General features: G+C 71.4%; 10 protein-coding genes. 7 read left to right on the top strand and 3 right to left on the bottom strand.

Features of this window, described 5'->3' with window-relative positions; genetic code table 11:
* Positions 1-258: 258 nt before the first annotated feature.
* Entirely contained in the window at positions 259-2,721 is a 2,463-nt protein-coding gene (locus AB0G79_RS24340) for a bifunctional (p)ppGpp synthetase/guanosine-3',5'-bis(diphosphate) 3'-pyrophosphohydrolase (RefSeq protein ID WP_360809808.1), read from the top strand.
* Positions 2,722-2,791: 70 nt separating this feature from the next.
* On the opposite strand, the gene AB0G79_RS24345 is transcribed toward AB0G79_RS24340, so the two are convergent.
* Together AB0G79_RS24345 and AB0G79_RS24350 are read right to left on the bottom strand one after the other, a co-directional pair.
* Complete coding sequence (locus AB0G79_RS24345; RefSeq protein WP_360809810.1) at positions 2,792-4,021, bottom strand: DUF349 domain-containing protein; 1,230 nt, start codon at positions 4,019-4,021, stop codon at positions 2,792-2,794.
* A 214-nt stretch (positions 4,022-4,235) separates the two neighbouring features.
* Positions 4,236-5,039, bottom strand: a complete 804-nt coding sequence (locus AB0G79_RS24350) for a peptidylprolyl isomerase (RefSeq protein ID WP_360809812.1) — start codon at positions 5,037-5,039, stop codon at positions 4,236-4,238.
* Positions 5,040-5,202: 163 nt separating this feature from the next.
* Here AB0G79_RS24350 and AB0G79_RS24355 point away from each other — a divergent pair, with 163 nt between their 5' ends.
* The 5 genes from AB0G79_RS24355 to rpsD all read left to right on the top strand — a co-directional run bounded on the left by AB0G79_RS24355 (position 5,203) and on the right by rpsD (position 10,314).
* Complete coding sequence (locus AB0G79_RS24355) at positions 5,203-5,910, top strand: MBL fold metallo-hydrolase (protein WP_360809814.1); 708 nt, start codon at positions 5,203-5,205, stop codon at positions 5,908-5,910.
* A gap of 8 nt (positions 5,911-5,918) precedes the next feature.
* Positions 5,919-7,181, top strand: coding sequence for a histidine--tRNA ligase (gene hisS, locus AB0G79_RS24360; protein WP_360809816.1), 1,263 nt, complete (start codon positions 5,919-5,921; stop codon positions 7,179-7,181).
* 145 nt (positions 7,182-7,326) lie between these two features.
* Positions 7,327-7,968 carry a vitamin K epoxide reductase family protein gene (locus AB0G79_RS24365; protein ID WP_360809818.1) on the top strand — a complete coding sequence of 214 codons (642 nt, stop codon included), beginning with the start codon at positions 7,327-7,329 and terminating at the stop codon, positions 7,966-7,968.
* Between the two features lie 41 nt (positions 7,969-8,009).
* Positions 8,010-9,365, top strand: a complete 1,356-nt coding sequence (locus AB0G79_RS24370) for a replication-associated recombination protein A (RefSeq protein WP_360809821.1) — start codon at positions 8,010-8,012, stop codon at positions 9,363-9,365.
* Positions 9,366-9,699: 334 nt separating this feature from the next.
* On the top strand, positions 9,700-10,314 hold the full coding sequence (gene rpsD, locus AB0G79_RS24375; RefSeq protein WP_015032311.1) for a 30S ribosomal protein S4: 615 nt from the start codon (positions 9,700-9,702) through the stop codon (positions 10,312-10,314).
* Positions 10,315-10,370: 56 nt separating this feature from the next.
* Here rpsD and AB0G79_RS24380 read toward each other — a convergent pair whose 3' ends face one another.
* The gene (locus AB0G79_RS24380) at positions 10,371-12,548 is read right to left on the bottom strand and encodes a regulator (protein ID WP_360809823.1); all 2,178 of its coding nucleotides are present in this window, start codon (positions 12,546-12,548) and stop codon (positions 10,371-10,373) included.
* A 170-nt stretch (positions 12,549-12,718) separates the two neighbouring features.
* Here AB0G79_RS24380 and AB0G79_RS24385 point away from each other — a divergent pair, with 170 nt between their 5' ends.
* Positions 12,719-13,156, top strand: a complete 438-nt coding sequence (locus tag AB0G79_RS24385; RefSeq protein ID WP_360809825.1) for a DUF948 domain-containing protein — start codon at positions 12,719-12,721, stop codon at positions 13,154-13,156.
* The last annotated feature ends 2 nt before the right edge of the window (positions 13,157-13,158 follow it).

Raw genomic sequence — 13,158 nt, forward strand, 5'->3', positions numbered from 1 at the left:
ATTGTTTGAGTGTATTACAGTGGTTGGACATACACTTGGGGCTCTAACCCGTCTCTAACTGGGGGGGTCCCCCCCCGGGGGGCCGCCCGGGGCACCCCCCGCCCCGCCCCTCGCGTTCTCCCGGTGTCCCCGGGCTCCCGGGCGCTGCCCCTCGTGCGGAGGTCCGAAACCCGGGCGCGTGAGCACCGACGGTCATGGCTCGATACCATGGCCTTTCCGGGCCTGACCGGGGGACCCGGAACCGCACGAGGAGCGCTCTTGCCAGACGAGGCCCAGTCACTCTCCGCCGCGCAGCCCGACCCGAAGGCCGACAAGGCCGCGCAGGGGACCGGCACGCCCCAGAACAAGCCGGCGGAGACCAGGCCCGCGCCCGCCGCGCCCGCCCCGGCGCCGGCCGCCCCCGAGCGCCCCGCGCCCGCACGTTCCGGCGGCTCGTCCAACCGCGTCCGTGCCCGCCTCGCCCGCCTCGGCGTCCAGCGTTCGTCCCCGTACAACCCGGTCCTCGAACCGCTGCTGCGGATCGTCCGCTCCAACGACCCCAAGATCGAGACGGCCACCCTCCGTCAGATCGAGCACGCCTACCAGGTCGCCGAGCGCTGGCACCGCGGTCAGAAGCGCAAGAGCGGCGACCCGTACATCACGCACCCGCTCGCCGTCACCACCATCCTCGCCGAGCTCGGCATGGACCCGGCGACGCTGATGGCCGGCCTGCTGCACGACACCGTCGAGGACACCGAGTACGGCCTGGAGACCCTCCGCCGCGACTTCGGCGACCAGGTCGCCCTGCTCGTCGACGGCGTCACCAAGCTCGACAAGGTCAAGTTCGGCGAGGCCGCCCAGGCCGAGACCGTCCGCAAGATGGTCGTCGCCATGGCCAAGGACCCGCGCGTCCTGGTCATCAAGCTCGCCGACCGCCTGCACAACATGCGCACCATGCGCTACCTCAAGCGGGAGAAGCAGGAGAAGAAGGCCCGCGAGACCCTCGAGATCTACGCGCCCCTGGCCCACCGCCTGGGCATGAACACCATCAAGTGGGAGCTGGAGGACCTCGCCTTCGCGATCCTCTACCCCAAGATGTACGACGAGATCGTCCGCCTCGTCGCCGAGCGCGCGCCCAAGCGGGACGAGTACCTCGCCATAGTGACCGACGAGGTCCAGGCCGACCTGCGCGCCGCCCGCATCAAGGCGACCGTCACCGGACGCCCGAAGCACTACTACAGCGTCTACCAGAAGATGATCGTCCGCGGCCGTGACTTCGCGGAGATCTACGACCTGGTGGGCATCCGCGTCCTCGTGGACACCGTCCGCGACTGCTACGCGGCCCTCGGCACCGTCCACGCGCGATGGAACCCGGTCCCCGGCCGGTTCAAGGACTACATCGCGATGCCGAAGTTCAACATGTACCAGTCGCTGCACACGACGGTCATCGGACCCAACGGCAAGCCCGTCGAGCTCCAGATCCGCACCTTCGACATGCACCGCCGCGCCGAGTACGGCATCGCCGCGCACTGGAAGTACAAGCAGGAGGCCGTCGCCGGCGCCTCCAAGGTCCGCGCCGACGTGCCCAAGAAGGCCGGCAAGGACGACCACCTCAACGACATGGCGTGGCTGCGCCAGCTCCTCGACTGGCAGAAGGAGACCGAGGACCCCAGCGAGTTCCTGGAGTCCCTGCGCTTCGACCTCTCGCGCAACGAGGTCTTCGTCTTCACGCCCAAGGGCGACGTCATCGCCCTGCCCGCCGGCGCGACCCCCGTCGACTTCTCGTACGCCGTCCACACCGAGGTCGGTCACCGGACCATAGGAGCGCGGGTCAACGGACGGCTCGTGCCGCTCGAATCGACCCTCGACAACGGCGACCTCGTCGAGGTCTTCACCTCCAAGGCCGCCGGCGCCGGCCCCTCCCGCGACTGGCTCGGCTTCGTCAAGTCCCCGCGCGCCCGCAACAAGATCCGCGGCTGGTTCTCCAAGGAGCGCCGCGACGAGGCGATCGAGCAGGGCAAGGACGCCATCGCGCGGGCCATGCGCAAGCAGAACCTGCCGATCCAGCGCATCCTCACCGGCGACTCGCTCGTCACCCTCGCCCACGAGCTGCGGTACACCGACATCTCCTCGCTGTACGCGGCGATCGGCGAGGGCCACGTCACGGCCCAGTCCATCGTGCAGAAGCTGGTCCAGGCCCTCGGCGGCGAGGAGGCCGCCACCGAGGACATCGAGGAGGCGGCCCCGCCGACCCGCGGCCGCTCCAAGCGCCGCTCCAGCACCGACCCCGGCGTCGTCGTCAAGGGCGTCGAGGACGTCTGGGTGAAGCTGGCCCGCTGCTGCACGCCCGTGCCCGGCGACCCGATCATCGGCTTCGTCACCCGCGGCAGTGGCGTATCGGTTCACCGCAGCGACTGCGTCAACGTGGACTCGCTGTCCCGCGAGCCGGAGCGGATCCTGGAGGTCGAGTGGGCCCCCACCCAGTCCTCCGTCTTCCTGGTCGCCATCCAGGTCGAGGCGCTCGACCGGTCCCGGCTGCTCTCGGACGTCACGCGGGTCCTCTCGGACCAGCACGTCAACATCCTGTCGGCGGCCGTCCAGACCTCCCGCGACCGGGTGGCCACCTCCCGCTTCACCTTCGAGATGGGCGACCCGAAGCACCTCGGCCACGTCCTGAAGGCCGTCCGGGGCGTGGAGGGCGTGTACGACGTCTACCGCGTGACCTCGGCCCGCAGGCCCTGACGACGACCACGAGGAAGGCCCCCGGCACGGAGCCGGGGGCCTTCCTCGTACGCGTACGGATCCGGGGCGGTCAGCCGCCGAACTCCTCCAGGCCCTTCAGCGCCTGGTCGAGCAGGGCCTGACGGCCCTCGAGCTCGCGGCCGAGCTTGTCGGCCTTGGCGTCGTTGCCCGCGGCACGGGCGGCGTCGATCTGCTTGCGCAGCTTCTCGACGGCGTCCTGGAGCTGACCGGTCAGACCCGCGGCACGCGCACGCGCCTCCGGGTTCGTCCGGCGCCACTCGGCCTCCTCGGCCTCCTGGATCGCCCGCTCCACCGTGTGCATCCGGCCCTCGACCTTCGGGCGGGCGTCACGCGGCACGTGGCCGATGGCCTCCCAGCGCTCGTTGAGGGAACGGAAGGCCGCGCGCGCCGCCTTCAGGTCCGTCACCGGCACCAGCTTCTCGGCCTCGACCGCAAGCTCCTCCTTCAGCTTGAGGTTCTCGGTCTGCTCCGCGTCACGCTCGGCGAAGACCTCGCCCCGCGCCGCGAAGAAGACGTCCTGGGCACCGCGGAAGCGGTTCCACAGGTCGTCCTCGTGCTCGCGCTGCGCACGGCCGGCCGCCTTCCAGTCCGCCATCAGCTCGCGGTAGCGGGCCGCGGTCGCACCCCAGTCGGTGGAGTTCGACAGCGACTCCGCCTCGGCGACCAGGCGCTCCTTGGCCTTGCGGGCGTCCTCGCGCTGGGCGTCCAGCGAGGCGAAGTGGGCCTTGCGGCGCTTCGAGAACGCCGAGCGGGCGTGCGAGAAGCGGTGCCACAGCTCGTCGTCGGACTTGCGGTCGAGCCGGGGGAGACCCTTCCAGGTGTCCACCAGGGCCCGCAGCCGCTCGCCGGCGGAGCGCCACTGCTCGCTCTGCGCCAGCTCCTCGGCCTCGGTGACCAGCGCCTCCTTGGCGGCCCGCGCCTCGTCGGTCTGCTTGGCCTTCTGGGCCTTGCGCTCCTCGCGGCGGGAGTCCACCGACGCGACGAGCTTGTCCAGCCGGGCGCCGAGCGCGGCCAGGTCACCGACGGCGTGGTGCTCGTCGATCTGCTGGCGGATGTGCTCGATGGCCGCGGTGGCGTCCTTCGACGAGAGGTCGGTGGTCCTCACACGCTTCTCGAGGAGGCCGATCTCGACCACCAAGCCCTCGTACTTGCGCTCGAAGTAGGCCAGGGCCTCCTCAGGGGTGCCGGCCTGCCACGATCCGACGACCTTCTCGCCCTCGGCCGTCCGCACGTACACGGTGCCCGTCTCGTCGACGCGGCCCCACGGGTCGCTGCTCACAGCGCCTCCTCACCATGATGCCGTCGCGGGGTCGTACCCCCCGGGCATCGTCCACAGTTTCCCGGCGGGCCTCGCCCGCCATCCGCAGCGCGGCCGACGACGGCCCACACTGCACAACGCCAATCTAGGCGAACGGCGGCCCGGCTGTCCGCACTCAGCGCGACCGAAATTCAACGGTCGCGAAACGGTCGCGCTGGGGTGCGGAAGCGCCGGCTCACTTCTTGGTGACGGTCGCCTTCTCGATGGTGACGGCCTTCTTCGGAGCGCCGTCCGTCGCACCGCCCGCGACACCCGCCGCGGCCACGTCCTCGACGGCCTTCAGGCCGGCCGCGTCGATCTTCCCGAAGGGCGTGTACGACGGGGGCAGCTTGGTGTCCTTGTAGACGAGGAAGAACTGCGAGCCGCCGGAGCCGGGCTGGCCGGTGTTGGCCATCGCGACCGTGCCCGCCGGGTAGGTCACCGCCCCGTCCGAGCCCGCCTTGCCGAGCGCGTCCAGGTTCTCGTCCGGGATCGTGTAGCCCGGGCCGCCGGTGCCGTCGCCCTTCGGGTCGCCGCACTGGAGCACGAAGATGCCCTGCGTGGTGAGGCGGTGGCACTTCGTCCCGTCGAAGTACTTCTTCGCGGCGAGGCTGTGGAAGGAGTTCACCGTGCGCGGGGTCTTCGCCGCGTCCATGGTGATCGTGATGTCGCCCTCGTTGGTCTTGAGGGACATGGCGTACGTGCCCTTGGCGTCGATCCCCATCTTCGGCTCGGGGCTCGCCGACTCGCTCTGCGAGGGCGTGGGCGTGGGCGCGGCCGTCGTGGGCGTGTCGCCCGACGCGCTGTCCGAGGACTTCTTGTCGTCCGTCAGCTGAACCGACGCGTACACGGCGCCGCCGGCGGCGAGGACCACCGCGAGGCCGGCCGCGATGACGGTGTTGCGCTGCTTCGCCTTGCGCCGCGCTTCCTCACGCCGCTGCTGCTGCCGCGCGTACTTCTCCCTGGCAAGCTGCCGCCGCCGCTGATCGCTGGTGACCACCGGGTCCGCTCCTGTCGCTCGTCTGTTCCTGTCCTGGCCGGATGTGCCCGTACCGTATATGGGTTCGCTGTGGAAGCGGCACCGCCGGTAGGCTCTGATCTGCCGAATCGCGTGATCGCCACGACTTCCGCATCCCGTGCCGGACGACAACCTAAGGACGAACGTGCTGATTGCCGGGTTCCCCGCCGGGGCCTGGGGGACCAACTGTTACCTGGTCGCCCCCGCCGCAGGCGAGGAGTGCGTCATCATCGACCCGGGCCACCAGGCCGCCCAGGGAGTCGAGGAGACGCTCAAGAAGCATCGGCTCAAGCCCGTCGCCGTCGTCCTCACCCATGGACACATCGACCACGTCGCCTCCGTCGTCCCGGTGTGCGGCGCCCATGACGTCCCCGCGTGGATCCACCCGTCCGACCGCTACATGATGAGCGACCCGGAGAAGGCCCTCGGCCGTTCCATCGGGATGCCCCTCATGGGCGAGCTGACCGTGGGGGAACCCGACGACGTGCGAGAACTCATCGACGGCGCCGCGCTGACGCTCGCCGGCATGGAGTTCTCCGTCGCCCACGCGCCCGGTCATACCAAGGGGTCGGTGACCTTCAGGATGCCCGAGACCACGGAGATCCCCTCCGTGTTCTTCTCGGGGGACCTGCTCTTCGCCGGCTCCATCGGACGCACCGACCTGCCCGGCGGTGACATGGACGAGATGCTCGGATCGCTGGCCCGCGTGTGCCTGCCCCTCGACAACTCGACCGTGGTGCTGTCGGGGCACGGTCCCCAGACGACCATCGGCCAGGAGCGCGCCACCAATCCCTATCTGCGGCAGGTGGCCTCCGGCCTCGGGAGCGCGGACGCTCCCCGACGAGGAATGTGACGACTTTCGTGAGCAGCTTCAAGGCCCCCAAGGGCACGTACGACCTCATCCCGCCCTTCTCCGCCACCTACCTGGCGGTCCGGGACGCGATCTCCGCCCCCCTGCGGAAGGCCGGCTACGGCTACGTCGAGACCCCCGGCTTCGAGGACGTGAACCTCTTCGCCCGCGGCGTCGGCGAGTCCACCGACATCGTGACCAAGGAGATGTACGCCTTCGAGACCAAGGGCGGCGACAGGCTCGCCCTGCGCCCCGAGGGCACCGCCTCCGTCCTGCGCGCGGCCCTGGAGGCCAACCTGCACAAGCAGGGCAACCTCCCGGTCAAGCTCTGGTACTCCGGCTCGTACTACCGCTACGAGCGCCCTCAGAAGGGCCGCTACCGCCACTTCTCCCAGGTCGGCGCCGAGGCGATCGGTGCCGAGGACCCGGCGCTCGACGCCGAGCTGATCATCCTCGCCGACGAGGCCTACCGCTCGCTCGGCCTGCGGAACTTCCGCATCCTGCTGAACTCGCTCGGCGACAAGGAGTGCCGTCCCGTCTACCGGGAGGCCCTCCAGACCTTCCTGCGCGGCCTCGACCTCGACGAGGAGACCCTGCGCCGCGCCGAGATCAACCCGCTGCGCGTCCTCGACGACAAGCGCGAGGCCGTGCAGAAGCAGCTCGTCGGCGCGCCGCTCCTGCGCGACTACCTGTGCGACGCCTGCAAGGCGTACCACGAGGAGGTCCGCGCCCTGATCACGGCGGCCGGCGTCGTCTTCGAGGACGACCCGAAGCTCGTCCGCGGCCTCGACTACTACACCCGGACCACCTTCGAGTTCGTCCACGACGGCCTCGGCTCGCAGTCGGCGGTCGGCGGCGGCGGCCGCTACGACGGCCTCTCCGAGATGATCGGCGGCCCCGCGCTGCCCTCGGTGGGCTGGGCGCTCGGCGTCGACCGCACGGTCCTCGCCCTGGAGGCCGAGGGCGTCGCGCTCGACATCCCCGCCGCCACCAGCGTCTTCGCCGTGGCCCTCGGCGAGGAGGCCCGTCGCCTCCTCTTCGGCAAGGTCACCGAGCTGCGCCGGGCCGGGATCGCCGCCGACTTCTCGTACGGCGGCAAGGGCCTCAAGGGCGCCATGAAGGACGCCAACCGCTCCGGCGCCCGCCTCGCCGTCGTCGCCGGCGAGCGCGACCTCGCCGAGGGCGTCGTCCAGCTCAAGGACATGGAGTCCGGCGAGCAGCAGGCCGTCTCCCCGGAGGGCCTCCTGGAGGCCGTCAGGACCAAGCTGGCCTGACCGTCCCGCCTGATCGTCATACGGGGGAAGGGCCCGGACCGCACACCGGTCCGGGCCCTTCCTTATGTCCCGCAAACGGCCGAACGTCCCCTCCGTGTTGCAGAATGACCGTGCCCACAAGGCTCGCGAGCGAGGGAAGAGCGACATGGCGAAGGCAGCGGTGGACGGGACGGCGTCCGGCCGGGACGGCGGCACGACGGGCGCGCCCGGAACGATCGGCGCGAGCCGTGGCCTCGCCTGGCTGCTCGTGATCACCGGCGCGGCGGGCCTGCTCGCCGCCTGGGTCATCACGATCGACAAGATCAAGCTCCTGGAGGACCCGAACTTCGTCCCCGGGTGCAGCCTCAACCCGATCGTCTCCTGCGGCAACATCATGAAGAGCGAGCAGGCCTCGGTCTTCGGCTTCCCCAACCCGATGCTCGGCCTCGTCACGTACGGCATGGTCGTCGCGATCGGCGTCGGCCTCCTCGCGGGCGCCCGCTACCGCGGCTGGTACTGGCTCGGCCTCAACGCCGGCACCCTCTTCGGCGTCGGCTTCTGCACCTGGCTCATGCAGCAGTCGCTGTACGAGATCAACTCGCTCTGCCTGTGGTGCTGCCTGGCCTGGGTCGCCACCATCGTCATGTTCTGGTACGTGACCTCCCACAACGTCCGGCACGGCGTCATCCCCGCCCCGCGCGCCCTCAGGACCTTCTTCGCCGAGTTCACGTGGGTGCTGCCCGTCCTGCACGTCGGGATCATCGGCATGCTGATCCTGACGCGCTGGTGGGACTTCTGGACCAGCTGAACCGTTCCCGGAGTGTCAGTGGCCTGACTTAGGCTTCATGCGTGGAGCCCGACCTCTTTACCGCAGCCGCCGAAGACCGCCAGGAGAAGGACCCGTCCAGCAGTCCGCTGGCCGTCCGGATGCGCCCCCGCACCCTCGACGAGGTGGTGGGGCAGCAGCACCTGCTCAGGCCCGGATCCCCGCTGCGCCGCCTGGTCGGGGACGGTGACAGCGGACCGGCCGGCGCCTCCTCGGTGATCCTCTGGGGCCCGCCCGGCATCGGCAAGACCACCCTCGCGTACGTGGTCTCCAAGGCGACCGACAAGCGGTTCGTGGAGCTCTCCGCCATCACCGCCGGGGTCAAGGAGGTCCGGGCCGTGATCGACGGCGCCCGCCGGGCGGTCGGGGGCTACGGCAAGGAGACCGTCCTCTTCCTCGACGAGATCCACCGCTTCTCCAAGGCGCAGCAGGACTCCCTCCTGCCCGCCGTGGAGAACCGCTGGGTGACGCTGATCGCCGCCACCACCGAGAACCCGTACTTCTCGGTGATCTCCCCGCTCCTCTCGCGCTCCCTGCTCCTCACCCTCGAACCCCTCACGGACGGCGACCTGCGCGGCCTGCTCGCCCGCGCGCTCACCGACGAGCGGGGGCTGCGCGGGGCCGTGACCCTGCCCGAGGACGCCGAGGCCCACCTCCTCCGGGTCGCCGGCGGCGACGCCCGGCGCGCCCTCACCGCCCTGGAGGCGGCGGCCGGAGCCGCCCTCGCCAAGGGCGAGGAGGAGATCACGCTCCAGACGGTCGAGGAGACCGTCGACCGGGCCGCCGTGAAGTACGACCGGGACGGCGACCAGCACTACGACGTCGCCAGCGCCCTCATCAAGTCGATCCGCGGCTCCGACGTCGACGCGGCCCTGCACTACCTGGCGCGGATGATCGAGGCGGGGGAGGACCCGCGCTTCATCGCCCGCCGCCTGATGATCTCCGCCAGCGAGGACATCGGCCTCGCCGACCCGAACGCCCTGCCGATCGCCGTCGCCGCCGCCCAGGCCGTCGCCATGATCGGTTTCCCCGAGGCGGCCCTCACCCTGAGCCACGCCACGATCGCCCTCGCCCTGGCCCCGAAGTCGAACACGGCGACGACCGCGATCGGCGCGGCCCTCGCCGACGTGCGGAACGGCCTCGCGGGCTCCGTCCCGCCCCACCTGCGCGACGGCCACTACAAGGGCGCAGCCAAGCTCGGCCACGCCCAGGGGTACGTGTACCCGCACGACGTCCCCGGCGGCATCGCCGCCCAGCAGTACGCCCCGGACGCGATCCACGGCCGCCACTACTACGAGCCCACGCGGTACGGCGCCGAGGCGCGCTACGCGGACGTGGTGGAGAGGGTCCGCGAGCGCCTGAGGGGCGAGGGGAAGTAGCACCCGGGAAAGCCGGTACACTGGACCGGATTGCTGCGTCCCGTGACCGACTCCGGTCGGCACCACCAGAACGGGACAGTCAGCGGGAGACCGGGCCCCCGGGTCGGGTCTCCAGGAGCGTCGCGCACCTTCGAAGGTGTCGCGGGCAACCCATCACCCCCCGGATTCCCGGGACCGGCGATGGGCCGTTCGCGTGCTGCACGTATGTGCCCAGACCTGGGAGCGGCTGCCCGACAGGTCCGTCCCGTACGGACCGCACGGGTTTCCCGGGCTGCGGATGCGACCTCCCCTAACCCTGGTGAAGCCGTATTCGTTCAGATAGAGAGGTTGGTTCATGCCGAACCAGTCCCGTCCCAAGGTCAAGAAGTCGCGTGCCCTCGGCATCGCGCTGACCCCCAAGGCCGTCAAGTACTTCGAGGCCCGCCCCTACCCGCCGGGCGAGCACGGCCGTGGCCGCAAGCAGAACTCGGACTACAAGGTCCGTCTGCTCGAGAAGCAGCGTCTGCGCGCCCAGTACGACATCAGCGAGCGCCAGATGGCGCGCGCCTACGACCGCGCCAAGAAGGCCGAGGGCAAGACGGGCGAGGCGCTGGTCGTCGAGCTCGAGCGTCGCCTCGACGCCCTGGTCCTGCGTTCGGGCATCGCCCGCACCATCTACCAGGCCCGCCAGATGGTCGTCCACGGCCACATCCAGGTCAACGGTGGCAAGGTCGACAAGCCGTCGTTCCGCGTCCGTCCCGACGACGTCGTGATGGTCCGCGAGCGCAGCCGCACCAAGCCGCTCTTCGAGATGGCCCGTGAGGGTGGCTTCGCCGCCGACGGCGAGACCCCGCGCTACCTGCAGGTCAACCTGAAGGCCCTGGCCTTCCGCCTCGACCGCGACCCGAACCGCAAGGAAATCCCGGTCATCTGCGACGAGCAGCTGGTCGTCGAGTACTACGCCCGCTGATCCCAGCAGCGGCGCAGTACCACCCCCGCGGTGTTCAGCCCGCCGCTTCCCCGCCCTTACCGGTGGGGGAGCCGGCGGGCTTCCGCGTTCCCGAGCTCCGTCGCCCTCGCCGTACGGAACGGGCGCGGGGTCACGGGACCGGCCGCCCGCACCGCGCCGCCGAGCGCCGGACCGCGCCGGTGCGCCAGCGCCCGCTCCACCGCCGCGTCCAGCGAGAGTTCGAGCCCCGCGCGCAGCGCCGTCTCGTAGGCCTCGGCACCGAGCGCCTCGACCACCCGCTGCTCGCACAGCGCCCGCGGCCCGTTGAACGAACCCGAGCCGAACAGCCGGATGCCCACCGTGTCCCAGATCGGCACGGTCGCGCCCTGGAGCACGGCCGCCTCCACCGGCTCGCCCTCGCAGGCCGTCACCAGCGCGAGCAGCTCGATCGCGAGGACGAGCCCGACCAGGTCCCGGAAGGCGTGGTTGATGGTGACGCACTCGACGAGCAGCACCCGCGCCTCCCCGTACGCCCCCCGCGTCCACGCCGAGAACGCCAGCACGTACAGCGCGTACGCCCGGGTCCAGCGCTCCCCGCGCTCCTCGCAGACCTCCCGCACCTCGCGGCAGATCGCGACCGCGCCCTCCAGGTCGCCGCCGAAGGCCCGCGCCATCGCGACCTCGACCTGCCCCATCAGGACGTTGCTGTTGAGCTCGCCGAGCGTGCGGTACGCCGCCAGGGCGCGCCCGATCAGCTCCTCCGCCCGCCGCATGTCGTCCGACAGCAGCGCCAGGCACCCCATGCGGTGCGTCGCGTACGCCTCCGCCAACGCGTTGCCCGACGCCCTGGCCCGCTCCCCGCACTCGTGGAGCGCCGCCACCGCGGCCGTGCCGTCGCCCTGGAGGATCGTCACGTAACCGAGCACCCACAGTGCCTTGAGCCGTGCCTCCTCGTGCCCGGACTCCGCCGCGAGCGACCGCTCCAGCCAGTGCCGGCCCTCCGAGAGCCGTCCGCAGCCGACCCAGGCGAACCAGAGCGTGCCCGCCAGGTGCTGGGCGAGATGCCCGTCCTCCGGGTTCTCCAGACACAGGTCGAGAGCCGCCCGCAGATTCGGCAGCGCCCGGTCCGTACGGGCCGCCACCTCCGCCTGGCGCGGGCTGAACCACTCCAGCTCGCACCAGGTCGCGAGCCCCATGTACCAGTCGCGGTGCCGCCGCCGCATCCGGTCGGTGTCGCCGAGCGCGGCCAGCCACTCGGCCCCGTACGCGGCGACCGTGTCGAGGATCCGGTAGCCGGGCCCGGCCGGGGTGTCCTCCCGGACCACGAGCGACTGCGCGAGCAGGCCGCCCATCAGGTCCAGGATCTCTTCCTGCGCGAGCTCCGGACCGGCGCAGACGTACTCCACCGCCTCCAGGTCGAAGGGTCCGGCGAAGACCGAGAGCCGCGCCCAGAGCAGCCGCTCCTCCGGCGTGCACAGCTCGTGGCTCCACCCGATCGCGGTCCGCAGGGTCTGGTGGCGGGGGAGCGCCCCGCGCTCCCCGTGCGCGAGCAGCCGGAAACGGTCGTCGAGCCGGCTCAGCATCTGCTCGACGGAGAGGAGCGGCAGCCGTCCGGCCGCGAGTTCCAGGGCGAGCGGGATGCCGTCGAGCCGACGGCAGAGCTCCCGCACGGCGTCCCGTGGCGCCCGGGGCTCCGGTACGGGACAGGGATCGGGCACGGGGACGGGCGCGCCCGCCTCCGCCGCCCGCTCGGCGAGCAGCGCCACCGCGTCCGCCTCGCCCATCGGCGCCAGCGTGAGCACGGCCTCGCCCGCCACCCGCAGCGGCCGGCGGCCGGCCGCGAGGACGGTCAGGCCGGGGGAGTGCTCCAGCAGCTCCCGTACCAGGGGGGCGCAGCTCTCCACGAGGTGCTCGAAGCCGTCGAGGACCAGGAGGAGCCGCCGCTCCGCGAGGTGCTCGACGAGGACCTCGCGCGGGGCCCGCAGGGTGTGGTCGGTGAGGCCGAGCGCCTCGACCAGGGCGTGGTCCACGAGCTCCGGGTCGCGCACGGGCGCGAGCTCCGCGAGCCGCACCTCCCCGCCGTAGCGTTTCTGCACCGCGCCGGCGACCCGCAGCGCGAGCCGCGTCTTGCCGACGCCGCCCACCCCGACGACCGTGACGAGACGCGACTCCCCGAGGAGTCGGTCGAGTGCGGCCTGTTCCTCGGCCCTTCCGACGAACCGGTTCAGCTCGGCCGGGAGATTGCTCCGTCGCATGAGACACGGAGCGTACTGATCCACACGCGCTCCGTACAATCGGATTCTGTAACTCCCCTCCCACGGCCCGTAATGCGGTACGGCGGGACAGCCCGGGCGCGATAGGGTCGGGGGACTACTTTTGGCAAGGGCCCGACGACACATCAGACGACTTCGAGGAGCGGTGCAGAGTGACCGGTGGAGAGGTTGCCGGCATCCTGGTCGCCGTCTTCTGGGCGATCCTGGTCTCCTTCCTCGCCGTGGTGCTGGTGAGGCTGGCGCAGACGCTCAGGGCGACGACCCGGCTCGTGGCGGACGTGACCGAGCAGGCCGTCCCCCTGCTCGCCGACGCCTCCGCGACCGTGCGCTCCGCGCAGACCCAGCTCGACCGGGTCGACGCCATCGCCTCGGACGTCCAGGAGGTCACCTCCAACGCGTCCGCCCTCTCCTCCACGGTCGCCTCGACGTTCGGCGGCCCGCTCGTGAAGGTCGCCGCCTTCGGCTACGGCGTGCGCAAGGCGCTCGGCCGGGGCCGGGGAGCCGAGGACGTGCCGCGGACGACCGCGCGCCGTACTGTGATCGTCGGGCGTACGGTGCCGTCCGCACGGCGCCGGAAGCAGAAGGGCTGAGC

This window comes from Streptomyces sp. NPDC020807, from assembly GCF_040641575.1.
In the GTDB taxonomy this organism is placed as follows: domain Bacteria; phylum Actinomycetota; class Actinomycetes; order Streptomycetales; family Streptomycetaceae; genus Streptomyces.

Bases quoted from the DNA above. Each gene is read 5' to 3' on its own strand.
- AB0G79_RS24365 (WP_360809818.1), top strand. From the start codon at position 7,327: ATGGCGAAGGCAGCGGTGGACGGGACGGCGTCCGGCCGGGACGGCGGC.
- rpsD (WP_015032311.1), top strand. From the start codon at position 9,700: ATGCCGAACCAGTCCCGTCCCAAGGTCAAGAAGTCGCGTGCCCTCGGC.
- AB0G79_RS24380 (WP_360809823.1), bottom strand. From the start codon at position 12,548: ATGCGACGGAGCAATCTCCCGGCCGAGCTGAACCGGTTCGTCGGAAGG.